At 68.5% G+C, this 16453-nt stretch carries 16 protein-coding genes and 1 riboswitch; of the genes, 13 read left to right on the top strand and 3 right to left on the bottom strand.

Annotation, left to right across the window (positions count from 1 at the left end; all coding sequences use genetic code 11):
• Positions 1-4: 4 nt before the first annotated feature.
• A complete protein-coding gene (gene cobD / locus EI171_RS31695) occupies positions 5-970 on the top strand; it encodes a threonine-phosphate decarboxylase CobD (RefSeq protein ID WP_060911284.1) in 966 nt (321 codons plus the stop codon).
• On the opposite strand, the gene EI171_RS31690 is transcribed toward cobD, so the two are convergent.
• Both EI171_RS31690 and cobO read right to left on the bottom strand, forming a co-directional pair.
• Positions 959-2407: a cobyric acid synthase gene (locus EI171_RS31690; protein WP_161535663.1), complete on the bottom strand. Its 1449-nt coding sequence runs from the start codon at positions 2405-2407 to the stop codon at positions 959-961. The two genes, cobD and EI171_RS31690, sit on opposite strands and share 12 nt — an antisense overlap.
• Before the next feature lie 11 nt (positions 2408-2418).
• Positions 2419-3054, bottom strand: a complete 636-nt coding sequence (cobO, locus tag EI171_RS31685) for a cob(I)yrinic acid a,c-diamide adenosyltransferase (RefSeq protein WP_161535662.1) — start codon at positions 3052-3054, stop codon at positions 2419-2421.
• A 40-nt stretch (positions 3055-3094) separates the two neighbouring features.
• Positions 3095-3315: riboswitch (cobalamin riboswitch) on the top strand.
• Positions 3316-3410: 95 nt separating this feature from the next.
• On the opposite strand from cobO, the gene EI171_RS31680 reads away from it, so the two are divergent.
• The 7 genes from EI171_RS31680 to cobJ are packed head-to-tail and all read left to right on the top strand — an operon-like array spanning position 3411 to position 11333.
• A complete protein-coding gene (locus tag EI171_RS31680) occupies positions 3411-3785 on the top strand; it encodes a DUF1636 domain-containing protein (RefSeq protein WP_161535661.1) in 375 nt (124 codons plus the stop codon).
• Positions 3782-4831 carry a cobalamin biosynthesis protein CobW gene (gene cobW, locus EI171_RS31675; protein ID WP_161535660.1) on the top strand — a complete coding sequence of 350 codons (1050 nt, stop codon included), beginning with the start codon at positions 3782-3784 and terminating at the stop codon, positions 4829-4831. Before EI171_RS31680 ends, cobW begins: the two co-directional genes overlap by 4 nt.
• On the top strand, positions 4831-8079 hold the full coding sequence (gene cobN / locus EI171_RS31670) for a cobaltochelatase subunit CobN (protein ID WP_161535659.1): 3249 nt from the start codon (positions 4831-4833) through the stop codon (positions 8077-8079). Before cobW ends, cobN begins: the two co-directional genes overlap by 1 nt.
• Positions 8076-9239 carry a precorrin-3B synthase gene (gene cobG, locus EI171_RS31665; protein WP_161535658.1) on the top strand — a complete coding sequence of 388 codons (1164 nt, stop codon included), beginning with the start codon at positions 8076-8078 and terminating at the stop codon, positions 9237-9239. The genes cobN and cobG overlap by 4 nt, the downstream gene beginning before the upstream one ends.
• Complete coding sequence (locus EI171_RS31660; RefSeq protein WP_028172127.1) at positions 9239-9868, top strand: precorrin-8X methylmutase; 630 nt, start codon at positions 9239-9241, stop codon at positions 9866-9868. The genes cobG and EI171_RS31660 overlap by 1 nt, the downstream gene beginning before the upstream one ends.
• Positions 9869-9870: 2 nt before the next feature.
• Positions 9871-10602 (top strand): precorrin-2 C(20)-methyltransferase, encoded by a 732-nt coding sequence (locus EI171_RS31655; RefSeq protein WP_011086050.1) that lies wholly within the window; start codon positions 9871-9873, stop codon positions 10600-10602.
• A complete protein-coding gene (gene cobJ / locus EI171_RS31650) occupies positions 10599-11333 on the top strand; it encodes a precorrin-3B C(17)-methyltransferase (RefSeq protein WP_161535657.1) in 735 nt (244 codons plus the stop codon). The genes EI171_RS31655 and cobJ overlap by 4 nt, the downstream gene beginning before the upstream one ends.
• Here the strand turns inward: cobJ and EI171_RS31645 are convergent.
• Complete coding sequence (locus EI171_RS31645) at positions 11309-12055, bottom strand: cobalt-precorrin-6A reductase (protein WP_161535656.1); 747 nt, start codon at positions 12053-12055, stop codon at positions 11309-11311. The two genes, cobJ and EI171_RS31645, sit on opposite strands and share 25 nt — an antisense overlap.
• Here EI171_RS31645 and cbiE point away from each other — a divergent pair.
• The 5 genes from cbiE to cobA are packed head-to-tail and all read left to right on the top strand — an operon-like array spanning position 12054 to position 16417.
• Positions 12054-13235 (top strand): precorrin-6y C5,15-methyltransferase (decarboxylating) subunit CbiE, encoded by a 1182-nt coding sequence (cbiE, locus tag EI171_RS31640; protein ID WP_161535655.1) that lies wholly within the window; start codon positions 12054-12056, stop codon positions 13233-13235. The two genes, EI171_RS31645 and cbiE, sit on opposite strands and share 2 nt — an antisense overlap.
• The gene (locus EI171_RS31635; protein WP_161535654.1) at positions 13232-13600 is read left to right on the top strand and encodes a cobalamin biosynthesis protein; all 369 of its coding nucleotides are present in this window, start codon (positions 13232-13234) and stop codon (positions 13598-13600) included. The genes cbiE and EI171_RS31635 overlap by 4 nt, the downstream gene beginning before the upstream one ends.
• A complete protein-coding gene (cobM, locus tag EI171_RS31630) occupies positions 13597-14379 on the top strand; it encodes a precorrin-4 C(11)-methyltransferase (RefSeq protein ID WP_161535653.1) in 783 nt (260 codons plus the stop codon). The genes EI171_RS31635 and cobM overlap by 4 nt, the downstream gene beginning before the upstream one ends.
• Positions 14379-15689 carry a cobyrinate a,c-diamide synthase gene (locus EI171_RS31625; RefSeq protein WP_161535652.1) on the top strand — a complete coding sequence of 437 codons (1311 nt, stop codon included), beginning with the start codon at positions 14379-14381 and terminating at the stop codon, positions 15687-15689. Before cobM ends, EI171_RS31625 begins: the two co-directional genes overlap by 1 nt.
• Positions 15686-16417 carry a uroporphyrinogen-III C-methyltransferase gene (gene cobA / locus EI171_RS31620; protein WP_011086057.1) on the top strand — a complete coding sequence of 244 codons (732 nt, stop codon included), beginning with the start codon at positions 15686-15688 and terminating at the stop codon, positions 16415-16417. Before EI171_RS31625 ends, cobA begins: the two co-directional genes overlap by 4 nt.
• Positions 16418-16453 lie beyond the last annotated feature (36 nt).

Raw genomic sequence — 16453 nt, 5'->3', positions numbered from 1 at the left:
GGACATGCGTGAGCACGGCGGAAATCTCGATCTGGCCCAGCAGCGTTTTGGCGGACGCGCGGAGGACTGGATCGATCTCTCGACGGGGATCAACCGGCTGCCTTATCCGGCGGGCGAGGTGAGCATGCGCGCGTGGAGCGCGCTGCCGTCGCGTGCCGAGATCGATGCCTTGCATCAGGCGGCGCAGCACGCCTACCGCACGAGCGCGGCGCTCGTCGCGATGGGCGGCGCGCAAGCCGCAATTCAATTGCTGCCGCAGTTTGGGCCGCGCGGCCGCGCCCGCATCCTCGCGCCGACCTATAACGAATATGCCGGAGTCCTGTCGGCTGCGGGCTGGGATGTCCTGGAGGTCGGCGATCTTGACGCACTGGTGGGCGCGGATCTCGCCATCGTCGTCAACCCCAACAACCCCGATGGCCGGTGCCATACGCCGCAGGATTTGCTGGCACTGCTGCCGCGCGTCGGCCGTCTCGTCATCGACGAGAGCTTTGTCGACGCCGTTCCGCAGCTGTCGCTTGCGCCGGAAGCGGATCATCCGGGGCTGCTGATCCTGCGCTCCTTCGGGAAGTTTTATGGTCTGGCCGGCCTGCGGCTTGGGTTTGCACTCGGTAGCGCGGCGGACATCGCCAGGATTGCGGCGATGTCGGGGCCATGGCCGGTCTCGGGGGCGGCGATCGCGATCGGCTGCCGCGCATTGCGTGATGATGCCTGGGCGGAGTCCACGTCAGCGCGGCTTGTGCGCGACTGTGCCCGTCTCGACGACATGGCGCGAGCGCAGGGCTGGCGGTTCGTTGGCGGCACGCCGCTGTTTCGTCTCTACGAGACGCCGGATGCGCTGGCCGCGCAGGAGAAGCTCGCGCGCGGCCAGATCTGGTCGCGCGTCTTCGTGCAGAAGCCGACATGGCTGCGGCTCGGACTTCCGGGCAGCGAGCCCGAATGGACGCGCCTCGCCGAGGTCCTAGCGCGCTAGCGAAAGCAGGCCTTCGACGTCGAGATGCTTTTCGATTTGATCGGCGAGCGCATCGAGCGCGCTCTCGACCCTGCTGTGATAGGGCTCGTCGCCTGCCGGGATGTCGAGCTTGGTCAAAAACGCTTTCCGGAAATCATCCGACGTGAACAGGCCGTGCAAATAGCTACCCTGTACGCGGCCATCGCTGGAGATTGCGCCTTCAGGCTCGCCATTCAGTTTGGCGAACGGACGGGCGCGATCGGGCCCGTCGGTGCGGCCGATGTGGATTTCGTAGGCCTCGATCGGCTGGTCGGTCGCCGCATGCACGGCCGCAACCCGCGTCAGCGTCTTCTGCGGACTCATCACCGTTTCGACATCCAGGAGTCCGAGGCCCGGCGTGTCGCCGGCAGGGCCTTCGATCCCGTCGGGATCGGCAACGCTGCGTCCGAGCATCTGATAGCCGCCGCAGAGGCCGAGCACGTGGCCGCCGCGGCGATAATGCGCCAGGAGATCAATGTCCCAGCCCTGCGCGCGCAGGAAGGCGAGGTCGCCGCGGGTGGATTTGGAGCCGGGGATGATGACGAGACGCACATCGCCAGGGATCGCTTCACCCGGCCGCACCATGACGAGATCGACGCCCGCCTCGAGCTTGAGCGGATCGAGATCGTCGAAATTGGCGATCCGCGACAGCGCAAGGCAAGCGATCTTGCATTGGCCCGGCTTTCGCGCATCACTCAGGCCCAGCGCGTCCTCGGCGGGCAGCTCGCCGGCGCGCGCAAACCAGGGCAGCACGCCAAAACCGCGCCAGGCGGTCTTTGCTTCGATCAGCTTGTAGCCGTCATCGAACAGCGTGGGATCGCCGCGAAATTTGTTGATGACAAAACCCTGGATCATCGCGGCATCGTCGGGGTCGATCACCGTCTTGATGCCGACGAGCTGGGCGATGACGCCGCCACGGTCGATATCGCCGATCAGCACGACGGGCACGTCGGCCTTGCGCGCAAAACCCATGTTGGCGATGTCGGCCTTGCGCAAATTGACCTCGGCGGGGCTGCCGGCGCCTTCGACCAGCACGAGATCGGCGCGCGCCTTCAGCCGCTCAAAGCTCTCCAGCACCGCGCCCATCAATGACGGTTTCATCGCCGCGTATTCGCGCGCCCGCGCGGTCGCGATGCGTTTGCCGTGGACAACGACCTGCGCGCCGACATCGGTCTCGGGCTTCAGGAGCACCGGGTTCATGTCGGTGTGCGGCTCGACGCCGGCGGCGAGGGCTTGCAGTGCTTGGGCGCGGCCGATCTCGCCGCCGTCGACGGTCACGGCGGCATTGTTCGACATGTTCTGCGGCTTGAAGGGAAGCACGCGCAGCCCACGCCGCGTGAAGGCGCGCGCAAGGCCGGCGACGATGAGCGACTTGCCCACGTCCGAGCCGGCCCCCTGGATCATCAATGCGCGCGCCATCGCGTGTGTCTTCAGAACTCGACGCCGGCTTGCGCCTTGATGCCGGAGCGGAACGGATGTTTCACCAGCGTCATCTCGGTGACGAGGTCGGCGATCTCGATCAGCTCGTCCTTGGCATTGCGCCCGGTGAGCACGACATGTGTCATCGCAGGCTTTTGCGTCGTCAGGAACTCGACGACCTCAGCGATATCGAGATAGTCGTAGCGCAGCGCGATGTTAATCTCGTCGAGCACGACCATGCGCAGGTTCGAATCGAGGATCAGCTCCTTCGCCTTCTCCCAGCCGGCGCGCGCGGCCGCGATGTCGCGGGCGCGGTCCTGCGTCTCCCAGGTGAAACCTTCGCCCATCGCATGGAACTGGCAGAGATCGCCGAAATGGCCGGTGAGCAGGCGCCGCTCGCCTGTATCCCAGGCACCCTTGATGAACTGCACGACGGCGCAGGGGAAGCCATGGGCGACGCAGCGCACGATCATGCCGAAGGCGGAGGAGGACTTGCCCTTGCCGGCGCCGGTATGGACGATGATGAGGCCCTTCTCGCCGCTCTTGGCCGCCATGATCTTGTCGCGGGCGGCCTTCTTCTTCGCCATTTTCGCGGCGTGGCGGGCGTCGGTTTCCTCGGCCGTTTGGGTATCCGGTTCAGGCGTCATCGGACGGGGTCCTTCGGCTTGACAAGAGGCGGCCAGGGGCAAATGGTGGCCCGGCGTTGGTTCCTGTCCTATGACAGGCGAAGAGGGAATGCGATAGGGTCCGAATCGGCAAGATTTGGGTCCAAAATGCAGCCGCCCCCGCGACCGTGACCGGAGAGATGCCCGAGGCCACTGATCCCTAACGGGATCGGGAAGGCGGGGATCGAAGGGCAAAACCCTGCTCCGCAAGCCGGGAGACCTGCCAGCGCGGACGATTTTTGGACCGGCGGACGGGGTGTTCCGCGACGGGGAAACGGACCCTCGCAAGACCGGTTCGTGGGCCTCTTCGCCTCCCGCTGTTTATTCTGGAAGAGGCGATGACCGTCACACTTCACGTCTGCATTACCTGCCGTGCCGGCGAGACGCTTGGCGAGGGCGAAGTCACGCTGGGCAAGCGCCTTCACGGTGCGATCGTCGACGCCGGCGTGCCCGATGGCGTCAATGTGGTTCCCGTTGAATGCCTGTCCGCATGCAGCCAGGGCTGCTCGGTCGCGCTCAGTGCGCCCGGCCGCTGGTCCTATGTCTATGGCCGCCTGTCGGATGCCAACGCGCGCGACGTGATCGCAGGCGCCGCCGCCTATGCGGCCGCGCCCGACGGCCTCGTGCCCTGGCGCAGCCGTCCCGAGATCTTCCGCAAGCAGTCACTTGCGCGCATTCCCCCCATTGCCGTCGTGCCGGAGGCCGCCGAATGAACTCGCTCGCAAAAGTCCCGGTCACGGTGGTCACCGGCTTTCTCGGCTCCGGCAAGACGACGCTGATCCAGCATTTGCTCGCCAACCCCAACGGCAAGAAGCTCGCGGTGCTCGTCAACGAGTTCGGCAGCGAGGGCGTCGACGGCCAGATTCTGAAGTCCTGCGCCGATGCCAATTGCCCGGAGGAAAACATCGTCGAGCTCGCCAATGGCTGCATCTGCTGCACCGTTGCCGACGATTTCATCCCGACCATGGAGCTGTTGCTGGCGCGGCCGGTGAGGCCCGATCACATCCTGATCGAGACCTCGGGCCTGGCGCTGCCCAAGCCCTTGCTTAGGGCGTTCGACTGGCCGGAGATCCGTTCGCGCATCACCGTTGACGGTGTGATCGCGCTGGCCGATGCCGAGGCCGTCGCCGCCGGCCGTTTCGCGCCGGACCCGGCCGCAGTGGAAGTGCAGCGGGCGGCGGACGAAAATCTCGATCACGAGACGCCGCTGTCGGAAGTGTTCGAGGACCAGATCGCCTGCGCCGACATCGTGCTGCTGACCAAGGCCGATCTTGCCGGCCCGGCGGGACTCGAAGCGGCCAAGGCTGCCATCACCGCCGAGATGCCGCGCCGCGTGCCGATGCTTGCCGTTACCGACGGCGCGATCGATGCGCGCGTCATCCTCGGTCTCGGTGCCGCCGCCGAGAATGATCTTGCCGCGCGCCCGTCGCATCACGACGGCGAGGAGGAGCATGAGCACGACGATTTTGCGTCCGTCGTGATCGATCTTCCGGAAGTCGGCGACGTCGATGCGCTGGTCGCCTCGGTTCAGCGCCTGGCGCGCGAGCAGAACGTGCTGCGTGCCAAGGGTTACATCGCGGTCGCGGGCAAGCCGATGCGCCTGCTGCTCCAGGCCGTCGGCGAGCGCGTGCGTCACCAGTTCGACAAGCCCTGGGGCGCGCTCGCGCGGCAGTCAAAGCTCGTCGTGATCGGCGAGCACGGCGATATCGACGAGGCCGCGATAAGAGCGGGACTTGGTCTTTCAGGATCTGGCATCTGATGCACGTCGTCTTCCGCGAGAGCCGCGGTCTCGAGGAGACCGCGACGCCAAGGGACATCGGCCAGGACCCGGCCGATCTCGTGGTGCTCTCGTATTCGGATTCCGATCTTGCCGCGTTCGCGGCCGGCTGGCGGCGTGGCCGCGACAGCCTGCCGTCGCTGCGGCTCGCCAATCTCGCCGAACTGCGTCATCCGCTTTCGATCGACACCTACATCGAGCGCACGCTGGCCCAGGCACGCGGCATTCTGGTCCGCCTGATCGGCGGCGAGTCCTATTGGCCCTACGGTCTCGCGGCTCTCCAGCAACTCGCGCAGGCGCGCGGTATCGTGCTCGCCGTGCTGCCGGCCGACGGCCGCGACGACACGCTGCTCGATGCATACTCAACTCTGCCGGTCTCGACGCTGCGCCGGCTCAAGGTGCTCTGCGACACCGGCGGTCCGGTCGCAGCGCAGGCCGCGATCGCACAACTTGCGCTGGCCTCGGGCCTCTATGCCGGTCCGGTCGTCGGCGAGACGACCGTGCCCGAGATGGGCTTTTACGAGCCCGCGCGCGGTGTCATCGCCGTGCCGACCGCCGGCGAGGGCAAGCCTCGCGCGCTGGTGACGTTTTATCGCTCGTACCTGACCGCCGCGGACACCGGTCCGGTCGATGCGCTGATTGCGACGCTGCGCGAGAAGGGATTTGACGCCTATGGCGTGTTCGTCACCTCGCTGAAGGCCGCGGGCGTCGCGGACTGGCTGCGGCTCCAGCTCGTGGAAAATCCTCCGGCCGCGATCGTCAATGCGACCGCGTTCTCCGCGATCGGCGACGACGGCACGACACCGTTCGATGCGGCATCGTGTCCCGTGTTCCAGGTCGCGCTTTCCACCGCGCGGCTCGAGGACTGGGCGGAATCGCTGCGCGGCCTGTCGCCCGGCGACCTCGCGATGCATGTGGTGCTGCCCGAAGTCGACGGCCGCCTGTTTGCGGGGGTGGTGAGTTTCAAGTCGGCTGCGGAACGTGATCCCGACCTGCAATTCTCGCATCTTGCCCATCGCCCGGATCCGGAGCGCGTGAAGGCCATCGCCGCGCGCGTCGCGGCCTGGCAGAAGCTCGCGGTGAAGCCGGCCGGCGAGAAGCGGCTGGCGGTCGTGCTGTCGAACTATCCGGGCCGCCCGCACCAGATCGCGCACGCAGTGGGTCTTGACGCGTTGGCCTCGGTCGAAGCCTTGATGTCCGATCTTGCGGGGACCGGCCTCGATGTCGTGCCGGTCCAGGCTCTCGGTGAGACGCTGCTGAGGCGGCAACTCTCCTGGAGCGTCGCCGAATACAGCGCGGCGCTCTCGCGTCTTCCGCAATCCTTGCAGGATGATCTCGCGCAAGCCTGGGGCGCGCCGGAGAGCGACCCGAGCTGCCGCGACGGCGCGTTCCACTTCGCCGCGATCCAATGCGGCAAGTCGATCATCGCGGTTCAGCCGGAACGCGGCGATGCAACCACGCGCGACGCCGACTATCACGATCTCGCCCGCACGCCGCGGCATGCCTATGTCGCGTTCTATCTCTGGCTCCGCGAGCAGGGCTGCGATGCTGTCGTGCACATGGGCGCGCATGGCACGCTGGAATGGCTGCCGGGAAAATCCGTGGCGCTGTCATCGAGCTGCTGGCCGGAAGCCCTGATCGGTGATCTGCCTGTCATCTATCCCTTCATCGTCAACGATCCCGGCGAGGCCGCGCAGGCCAAGCGGCGCATCGGTGCCGTCACCATCGGCCACCTGCCGCCGCCGCTCGAAAAGTCCGCCGTGCCGGATGGCCTGCGCAGGCTCGAACAGCTCCTCGACGAATATTCGACGGCCGATGGTCTCGATCCCGCCCGCCGCCAGCGGCTGATCGCCGCGATCCGGGACGAAGCCCGCGTGGCCGGACTGGAGGACGATCTCGGCCTCGATGCATCGGCAGCGCCAGCCGAAGCGATCCCGCGGATCGACCGCTTCGTCTGCGATCTCAAGGAAAGCCAGTTCGGCGACGGCCTGCACGTGTTCGGCCGCGGCGCCTGCGGCGAAGCGGAGCGGGACGCGCTGCGTGCCGCACTTGCGGGCCGGCGCATCGCGCCGGGGCCGTCGGGCTCGCCCTATCGCGGGCGCCAGGACGTTCTGCCGACGGGACGCAATCTGTTTGCCGTCGATCCGCGCGCCGTGCCGACGCCGTCGGCGCATGCGCAAGGCATCAAGCTCGCGGAAGAGCTGCTTCGCCGCCATTTGCAGGATCACGGCGACTGGCCGAAAGGCCTCGTGGTTGATCTCTGGGGCTCGGCGACGATGCGCACCGCCGGCGAGGAATTCGCGATGGCGCTGCATCTGGCGGGACTTGCGCCGCGCTGGGATCACGCCTCCGGCCGCGTCACCGGCTATGACATCATCGCGCCGGCCGAGCTCGGCCGTCCCCGCATCGACGTCACGCTGCGGCTGTCGGGCCTGTTCCGCGATGTCTTCTCCGGCCTCGCCCAGTTGTTCGAGGCGGCGGCCGAGGCGCTCGCCGCGCGCGAGGAGGAGGGCGACGAGAATCCGTACCGACACCGTGCGTCCCGCGTGTTCGCGCCGCGTCCCGGGCAATACGGCGTCGGCCTCTCGGCGATCCCTGATGCCTTCACGGCGGAGACGCGCGATGCGGCCGGCGAAGCCTGGCTGTCGGCGTCGTCCTGGGCGTTCTCCGCCGACGGCGAGATCAAGCCCGATCGCGCCGGCATCGAGAAACGGCTCGCGTCGGCCGATGCCTTCGTTCACGTCCAGGACTTGCCGGAAACCGATCTTCTGCTCGCCGCCGACTATGCCGCGCATGAAGCCGGCGTTGCCGCGGCCGCAGCACATCTCGGCGCGGCGGGACCATCGCTCTATCATCTCGACGCGACGCGTCCCGACCAGCCGCATGCGCGCACGCTGACGGAGGAGATCTCACGCGTGGTCCGCGCGCGCGCGGCCAATCCGGCCTGGATCGCCGGCATGATGCGCCATGGTTTTCGCGGCGCCGCCGAGATCACCGCGACACTCGAGCATATGGCCGCCTTCGCCCATCTGGCCGGCGCCGTGCCGCCGCATCTGTTCGATCTCTACTACGATGCGACGCTCGGCAACGACGACGTCCGCGCCTTCATGGCCCGCGAGAATTCCGCGGCGCTCGCCGCGATGGAGACGTGCTTCACCCGTCTGCATGAGGCCTCACTCTGGCGAACGCGTCGCAATTCGATCGCGGCAGCGTTGCGGGAGGCGTCATGAGCGCGGCCAGGGTCAAGGGCTGGTGCCCCGGCGCGCTGCGGCCGATGCAATCGGGCGACGGGCTCGTGGTCCGCGTGCGCCCGTTCGGCGGCCGGCTCGATGCGGCGCAGATCTCCGGACTGGCGCGTCTGGCCGAACGCCATGGCAACGGCCTGATCGATGTCACCAGCCGCGCCAATCTCCAGATCAGAGGCGTCAGCGAAGGCAGCCACCGGCTGCTGCTCGACGGTCTTTCGCAACTGGCGCTGCTCGATCCCGACGCCGACACCGAATCCCGGCGCAACATCCTGGTGACGCCGTTCTGGCGCACGGGCGACGAGACCCAGGCGCTTGCCGCCGAGCTCGAGGAGGCGCTCGAGAATAGCGTGCTCGCGCTTCCGACGAAATTCGGCTTTGCCATCGATGACGGCACTTCGCGCGTGCTCGCCGGCGATTCCGCGGATGTGCGGATCGAGCGTGATGGCGCCGGCGGACTGCTGGTGCGGGCCAATGGCGCCAGCCTCGGCCGTTCCGTCGGACGCGGCGAGGCTGTGACCGCCGCCCTAGCGCTCGCAACCTGGTTCGTGACATCAGGCGGTGCCCGGGACGGGCGAGGGCGGATGGCGGCGCATCTTGCCGCTGGCGCAGCCCTGCCTGGCGCGTTGCGCGGCGAGGCCGAGCCGGCGCCGATCATGGCTGCGGCGCGCCCCGGCCTTTATCCGCAGGGCGCGATGGTCGGCGTCGCCTTCGGGCAAATGCCGCATGCGACGCTCAGCCAGTTCGCCGGCTGCGGACATGCCCTGCGCATGACGCCGTGGCGGATGGTTCTGAGCGAGGGCAAGCGGACCATGCCGTCCACGCCCGGTCTCATCACCGAGGCCTACGATCCGGCGCTGCGTGTCATCGCCTGCAGCGGCGCGCCGCGTTGCCGCGAGGCGCATGCCGATACCCGCGCGCTGGCGGCAGCGCTCGCGCCGAACATCGGCGCGGCCGCACGACTTCACGTCTCCGGCTGCGCCAAGGGCTGCGCTCATTCTGGTGCGGCCGCGATCACGCTGGTCGCGACCGGCGCCGGCTTCGATCTCGTGCGCGGGGGTTCGACGCGCGACGAGCCCATCCTGCGCGGCTTGAACCGCGATGACATCGTCGGCAATCCCTCCATCCTGATGGGAGGGCACTGATGCCGCATGTCTACGAGACCGACGGCGCGGCGATCTACCGGCAATCCTTTGCGACCATCCGGGCCGAGGCCGATCTTGCCCGCTTCACGCCGGATGAGGAACAGGTCGTCGTGCGGATGATCCATGCCGCCGGCATGGTGGGCCTGGAAGCGCATATCCGTTTCACATCAGGCATGGCGACCGCCGCGCGTGCAGCGTTGCAGAAGGGGGCGCCGATCCTGTGCGATGCGCGCATGGTCTCCGAGGGCATTACGCGCGCTAGACTTCCGGCGGCCAATGCCGTCATCTGCACCCTCGGCGATGCCGCGGTCCCGGCGCTGGCGCAATCCATGCGCAACACCCGCTCGGCCGCGGCGCTGGAGCTGTGGCGGCCGCATCTCGCCGGCGCGATCGTCGCGATCGGCAACGCGCCGACCGCGCTGTTTCATCTCCTCAACATGCTGGAGGACCGCGACTGCCCGCGGCCGGCGGCGATCATCGGTTGTCCGGTCGGCTTCGTCGGCGCGGCTGAATCCAAGGCCGCGCTGATGGCCGATCCGCCGGTGCCGGCGTTGACGGTCGAGGGCCGCCTTGGCGGTTCCGCGATCACCGTTGCGGCCGTGAATGCGCTGGCGAGCCGGAGCGAATAGTCATGGGACGCATCATCTGCTGCGGTCTCGGCCCGGGTGATCCTGACATGATGAGCGTGCGCGCCGATCGTACCGTGCGCGGCGCACAGCACGTGGCCTATTTCCGCAAGAAGGGCAGGCCGGGTCAGGCGCGCCGCATCGTCGAGGGCATGCTCGCCGGCGATGTGACCGAATATCCCATGGAATACCCTGTTACGACCGAGATCGCTTTCGACAGCGCGGAATACGTCCAGTTGCTCGCCGGCTTCTACGACGAATGGGCCGAACGCCTGGCGCGGCTGGCGCGCGCGGTCGACGTGGTCGTGCTCTGCGAGGGCGACCCCTATTTCTACGGCTCTTTCATGCATCTGCACACGCGCTTGCAGGGACGCGTCGAGATCGAGGTGATCGCGGGCATTCCCGGCATGGTCGGCTGCTGGAATGCCGTCGGCCAGCCGATCGCGCTCGGCGACGACGTGACGACGGTGCTGATGGGCACGCTCGCGGAGGACGAGCTCGAGCGCCGCATGCGGGACTCCGATGCGCTGGTCGTCATGAAGACCGGCCGCAATCTTGCGAAAGTGCGCCGCGCGCTTGCCGCCGCCGGAAGGCTGGACGATGCCTGGCTGGTCGAGCGCGGCACCATGCCGGGCGAGCGCGTCGCGCGGCTCGCCGAGATCGATGCCGCCGACTGTCCCTATTTTGCGATCGTGCTCGTGCACGGCAAGGGCCGGCATCTGGACGCCGCCGAATGACGGGCACGCTGACCATCGCGGGCCTCGGCCCGGGCAGTGACGCGCTGGTGACGCCCGAGGTCTCCGCCGCGCTGGGCTCCGCCACCGATATTCTGGGCTATGCGCCCTATGTCGCGCGCGTGCCGCCGCGACCGGGGCTCACGCTGCATCCATCCGACAACCGCGAGGAGCTCGCGCGAGCGAGCGAGGCGCTGCGCCTGGCCGCCGAAGGCGGGCAGGTCGTCGTCGTCTCCTCCGGCGATCCTGGCGTCTTCGCGATGGCATCGGCCGTGTTCGAGGCGCTCGAGCAGGCGCCGCAATATCGCGAGCTCCCGATCCGCGTGCTGCCCGGCATCACTGCGATGCTGGCGGCGGCCGCGCGTGCCGGCGCGCCGCTCGGCCATGATTTCTGCGCGATCAATCTCTCCGACAATCTCAAGCCATGGGCGCTGATCGAGAAGCGCCTGCGGCTGGCCGCGGAAGCGGATTTCGCGATCGCTCTGTACAATCCGCGTTCGGCGAGCCGGCCGGAAGGATTTGGCCGCGCGCTGGCCGTGCTGAAGGACGCCGGCTGCGGCGAGCGGCTCGTGATCTTCGCGCGCGCGATCAGCGCATCCGACGAGACGCTCGAGACCGTCACGCTCAACGCGGCGCGGCCCGAGATGGCCGACATGCGAACGCTGGTGATCGTCGGCAACTCGCAGACGCGCCGTGTCGGCCGCTGGATCTATGCGCCGAGGCAGGTGCGATGACCAAGCCACTGCATGATCTCGGCCACGCTCTCGACCCGCTGGCGCTCGGGCAACTCCGGCCGCGCGATCATGATCACGGGCAGGCCGAGCGTGCGGGCCGCGTCGATCTTGGCGCGCGCGCCATCGCCGCCGGAATTGCGGGCGACGATCCATATGACGCCGCGCGTACGCAGCATCTCCAGCTCGCCATCAAGCGTGAACGGTCCGCGCGACACGATCACGTCAGCCGGGAAGGGCAGCGGCGCTTCGGGCGGATCGACGAAGCGCAGTGTGTAGGCGTGCTGCGGTTTATTCCCGAACGGCGCGATGTGCTGGCGGCCGATGGCGAGGAACACGTTTGCCGGCGACTCGGGCAGAGCGGCGACCGCTGCATCGACGTCGCCGACCTCGATCCAGTTGTCACCGGGTGTTTTAGCCCAGGGGGTGCGTTCGAGCGCGATCAACGGCGTGCCGGTTTCCGCGCATGCCGCGACGGCGTTGCGGCTCATCTCCGCAGCGAAAGGATGCGTCGCGTCGATCACATGCGTGATGCCTTCACGGCGAATGTAATCGGCGAGCCCGCTCACGCCGCCGAAGCCGCCGATGCGGGTCGGCAGCGGCTGGTCGGCAGGCGCACGGGTGCGGCCGCCATAGGAATAGACGGCATCCATGCCGGCGCGCGCGATCTCCGCCGCAAGCTGGCTCGCATCGCTCGTTCCGCCCAGAATGAGGGCGCGTGTCATGGCTGATCCCTGGCTGACCATCATCGGTATCGGCGAAGATGGCCTTGCCGGGCTGTCGGACGCAAGCCGAAAGGCGCTGCGTGAGGCCGAAACCGTCTTCGGTGGTGAGCGTCATCTCGCGCTTGCCGGTGTGACCGGGCGCGGCCATCCGTGGCCGGTGCCGTTCGATGCGGAGGTCGTGCTCAGCCGCCGCGGCCGGCCGACCGCGGTGCTGGCCTCCGGCGATCCGTTCTGGCACGGCGCCGGCGCAAGCCTTGCCGACAAGCTTGAGGCGGGTGAGTGGGTCGCACATTCGGCGCCGTCGACATTCTCGCTCGCCGCTGCGCGGCTCGGCTGGCGTCTTGAATCCGTCGTCTGCCTCGGTCTCCACGCCGCGCCCTTCGAGCGCCTCGTGCCACACCTTGCGCCTGGCGCGCGCATCATTTGCCTCGTGCGTGACGGCAAGGCCGCAGGCGACCTTGCAAAATGGCTGAGCGAGCGCGGATGGGGCGCCTCGGCATTCTGGACTCTCGCCGCGCTCGGCGGGCCACGCGAAAGCATTGCGGAACATCGTGCCGATGGTTTTACTGGCGATCTCGCCGGAAACCTGGTCGCGGTGGCCGTGGAGGCGAAGGGAGCTCGGGGCATTCCTCGCAGCGCAGGACTTCCCGACGATCTCTTCGCTCATGACGGCCAGATCACCAAGCGGCCGGTGCGTGCGCTCGCGATTTCGGCGCTGGCACCGCGCCCGGGCGAACGGTTGTGGGATATCGGCGCCGGATCGGGTTCGATCTCGGTCGAGTGGGCGCTTTGCGGCGGGACGGCGACGGCAATCGAGATGCGCGAAGATCGCGCCGCGAATATCCGCAGCAATGCGGCGGCGTTCGGATTGGCGCATCGGATCGCTGTTGTCACGGGCCGTGCGCCCGAAGCTCTCGCCGGGCTGGACGCGCCGGATGCGGTCTTCTTCGGCGGCGGTCTCGATAGCGCGATGTTCGATGCCATCTGGTCGCGCATCGGGGCAGGCACACGGCTCGTTGCGCATGCGGTGACGCTGGAAACGGAAGCGCTGCTTGGCGAACTGCACCAGCGCCACGGCGGCGAGTTGATGCGGGTCGAGATCGCCCATGCCGGCCCGCTCGGCCGCTACCGATCCTGGGAGGCGGCGCGTCCCGTGGTGCAGTGGAGTGCGGTCCGATGAAGGTCGCCGGGCTCGGATTCAGGCAGGACGTCACGCTGGCCTCGTTGCGTGAGGCGCTGCTGGCAGCGGGCGGCGCTGAAGGCCTTGCGGCGGTGGCGACCGTCAGCGACAAGGCCGATGCAGAAGCGCTGCAGCAGCTCGCGCGCGAATGCGGTGTGCCGATCAGGGCGGTGTCGCCCGAGGTGCTGGCCGGCATCGACACGCCGACGCAGTCCAGGCTCATCGCGGAAAAGTTCGGGACCGGATCGGTCGCCGAAGCCGCGGCGCTCGCCGCGGCCGGCCCTCGCGCGCGATTGATTGCGACGCGGGTGGTCTCGCAGGACCGTACCGCGACGGCCGCGATCGCGGAAGGAGACGGTGCATGACGGTGCATTTCATCGGCGCCGGGCCGGGTGCTCCCGATCTGCTGACGTTGCGCGGACGCGACCTGATCGCCGCCTGTCCGGTCTGCCTCTATGCCGGCTCGCTGGTGCCTGAGGGCGTGCTGGCGCATTGCCCGCCGGATGCGCGGATCGTCAACACCGCGCCGTTGTCGCTTGACGAGATCATCGCCGAGATCGCCGCCGCGCATGCGGACGGCAAGGACGTCGCGCGCCTGCATTCCGGAGATCTCTCGATCTGGTCGGCGATGGGCGAGCAGCTCCGCCGTCTCCGTGCGCTCGACATTCCCTTCACCGTGACGCCCGGCGTTCCGTCTTTCTCGGCCGCCGCCGCGGCACTCGAGGTGGAGCTGACTTTGCCGGGGCTCGCTCAGACCGTGGTGCTGACGCGCACGCCGGGCCGCGCCAGTGCGATGCCCGAAGGGGAGAAGCTCGCCGCCTTCGCTGCGACCGGTGCGACACTCGCCATCCATCTGTCGATCCATCTGCTCGACCAGGTGATTGCGGAGCTGCTGCCTCACTACGGCGCGGATTGCCCGGTCGCCATCGTCTGGCGCGCGAGCTGGCCGGACCAGTGCATCGTCCGCGCCACGCTTGCGACGCTCGATGCCGCCGTCGGCACCGAGATGGAACGCACCGCGCTCATTCTGGTCGGCAAGACGCTTGGCGCCGCGGATTTCGACGAGAGCCGCCTCTATGCCGCCGACTACGACCGCCGCTATCGGCCGGTCGGCGCCGAGCCGCGCTTTCCGGAGGCCTCCTGATGCCGGCGGGGCTCGTCATCTCCGCGCCCGCCTCCGGTGTCGGCAAGACGACGCTGACGCTGGCGCTCGCGCGCGCCTGGCGCAATCGCGGACTGAACGTGCAGTGCTTCAAGAGCGGGCCCGACTATATTGATCCCGCCTTCCATGCCGCTGCGACGGGCCGCGCTTCCGTCAACGTCGATAGCTGGGCGATGGATCGCGGGGGAATCGCGCATCTCGTCGGCCGCGGCGCCGACGCCGATGTCGTGCTTGCCGAGGGCTCGATGGGTCTGTTCGACGGCGTCGCCGCGCGTGGCGTCTCCGGCACAGGCGCCACCGCCGACATTGCGGAGATGCTGGGTTGGCCGGTGCTGCTGGTGATAGATCCCTCGGGACAGGCGCAGACGGCGGCGGCGATCGCTGCGGGCCTTCGCGACTACCGCCCGGGCGTGCGCCTTGCCGGCGTCGTGCTCAATCGCGTCGCCAGCCCGCGCCATGAAGACCTCGTACGGCGCGCGCTTGACGACGCCGGTATCGCCGTGTTCGGCGCGCTGCCGCGCCATGCCGAGATCAGCCTGCCGAAGCGGCATCTCGGCCTGGTGCAGGCCGAGGAGCAGGCGGAGATCGGAAAGCTGATCGACGAGGCCGCGCGTTTCGTCGCCGAGCATGTCGATCTCGATGCGGTGCTGCAATCGGCGGCCGCCTGGGCGCCGCAACCGGCTGCGAATGGGTTGAACGTGACGCCGCCCGGGCAGCGCATTGCGCTTGCCCGCGATGCGGCATTCTCCTTCGTCTATCCGCATATGCTGGAAGCCTGGCGCGCGGCGGGTGCCGACATCTCGAACTTCTCGCCGCTTGCCGATGAGGCGCCCGACGCAAGCGCCGATGTCTGCTGGCTGCCCGGCGGCTATCCCGAGCTTCATGCCGGGAAGATCGCCGCCAACGCGCGCTTTCGCAGCGGCTTGCGCGCCTTCGCCGAGACACGACCGGTGCACGGTGAATGCGGAGGCTATATGGTGCTCGGAACCGCTTTGACCGACGCCGACGGTGTCCGCCATGAGATGGCGGGCCTGCTCGGCCTGGAGACGAGCTTTGCCAAACGCCGCATGCATCTGGGATATCGTCTCGCCGAACTCGCCGCACCGATGCCGGGACATAGCCCCGGCGCGCGCCTGCGCGGCCACGAATTCCACTATTCGACGATTGCCGCCCAGCCCGACACGCCGCTCGCGGTCGTGCACGACGCGACCGGTGCGGTCATCGCCGAGACCGGGTCGCGCCGAGGCAATGCCACCGGCACGTTCTTCCATCTGATCGCGGAGGACCGGTGAGCGGTTTTGTCTCCTTCATCTCCGCCGGTCCCGGCGACCCCGAGCTTCTCACGCTCAAGGGTGCCGCGCGGCTGCGCGAGGCCGATGTCGTGCTTTATGACGACCTCGCGTCCGGCGCGATTCTCGATCTCGCCCGTCCCGGCGCCAATCTCGTTGCGGTCGGGAAGCGCGCCGGGCGGCCCTCGACCAAGCAGCATCACGTCAACCGCCTGCTGGTCGACTATGCCGCGACCGGCGCGCGCGTGGTGCGATTGAAGTCCGGTGATGCCGGCATCTTCGGCCGGCTCGAGGAGGAGCTCGAAACGCTGCGCGAGGCCGGCATCGGCTACGAGATCGTTCCCGGCGTCACTTCGGCCTGCGTGGCCGCTGCGCAAGCCGGCATCCCCCTGACGCGGCGCCACACCTCGCGCCGGGTGCAGTTCGTGACCGGAGCCGACGTCACCGGCGAGCTGCCGCAGAACCTGAACTGGGCGGCACTGGCCGATCCGGAGGCGACTACCGTAGTCTATATGGGCCGCCGCACCTTTCCGGCGCTGGCCGCAAAATTGATCGCGCACGGCCTCGCGCCGACCACCCCGGCGCTGTTCGCCGAATCCCTCGGCCGCCCCGACGAGCGGCTGGTCCGCACCACGATTGCCGAGCTTGCCGAGCAGCTTGCGCGGGGCGGGGCTGCCTCGACGGCCGCCGTGATCCTGTTCGGCGCACTGGCGGGAGAATACCCGTCATGACGGCGACCGCCGCCGTTCGGCCCTTGACGCAGGCTG

Source organism: Bradyrhizobium sp. LCT2, assembly GCF_009931255.1.
GTDB classification, from domain to species: Bacteria; Pseudomonadota; Alphaproteobacteria; order Rhizobiales; family Xanthobacteraceae; genus Bradyrhizobium; species Bradyrhizobium diazoefficiens.
The sequence above is the reverse complement of the archived record's forward strand: the minus strand, read 5'-3'. Positions and strand labels throughout refer to the sequence as shown.

Bases quoted from the DNA above. Each gene is read 5' to 3' on its own strand.
- cobD (WP_060911284.1), top strand. From the start codon at position 5: ATGCGTGAGCACGGCGGAAATCTCGATCTGGCCCAGCAGCGTTTTGGC.
- EI171_RS31690 (WP_161535663.1), bottom strand. From the start codon at position 2,407: ATGGCGCGCGCATTGATGATCCAGGGGGCCGGCTCGGACGTGGGCAAG.
- cobO (WP_161535662.1), bottom strand. From the start codon at position 3,054: ATGACGCCTGAACCGGATACCCAAACGGCCGAGGAAACCGACGCCCGC.
- EI171_RS31680 (WP_161535661.1), top strand. From the start codon at position 3,411: ATGACCGTCACACTTCACGTCTGCATTACCTGCCGTGCCGGCGAGACG.
- cobW (WP_161535660.1), top strand. From the start codon at position 3,782: ATGAACTCGCTCGCAAAAGTCCCGGTCACGGTGGTCACCGGCTTTCTC.
- cobN (WP_161535659.1), top strand. From the start codon at position 4,831: ATGCACGTCGTCTTCCGCGAGAGCCGCGGTCTCGAGGAGACCGCGACG.
- cobG (WP_161535658.1), top strand. From the start codon at position 8,076: ATGAGCGCGGCCAGGGTCAAGGGCTGGTGCCCCGGCGCGCTGCGGCCG.
- EI171_RS31660 (WP_028172127.1), top strand. From the start codon at position 9,239: ATGCCGCATGTCTACGAGACCGACGGCGCGGCGATCTACCGGCAATCC.
- EI171_RS31655 (WP_011086050.1), top strand. From the start codon at position 9,871: ATGGGACGCATCATCTGCTGCGGTCTCGGCCCGGGTGATCCTGACATG.
- cobJ (WP_161535657.1), top strand. From the start codon at position 10,599: ATGACGGGCACGCTGACCATCGCGGGCCTCGGCCCGGGCAGTGACGCG.
- cbiE (WP_161535655.1), top strand. From the start codon at position 12,054: ATGGCTGATCCCTGGCTGACCATCATCGGTATCGGCGAAGATGGCCTT.
- EI171_RS31645 (WP_161535656.1), bottom strand. From the start codon at position 12,055: ATGACACGCGCCCTCATTCTGGGCGGAACGAGCGATGCGAGCCAGCTT.
- EI171_RS31635 (WP_161535654.1), top strand. From the start codon at position 13,232: ATGAAGGTCGCCGGGCTCGGATTCAGGCAGGACGTCACGCTGGCCTCG.
- cobM (WP_161535653.1), top strand. From the start codon at position 13,597: ATGACGGTGCATTTCATCGGCGCCGGGCCGGGTGCTCCCGATCTGCTG.
- EI171_RS31625 (WP_161535652.1), top strand. From the start codon at position 14,379: ATGCCGGCGGGGCTCGTCATCTCCGCGCCCGCCTCCGGTGTCGGCAAG.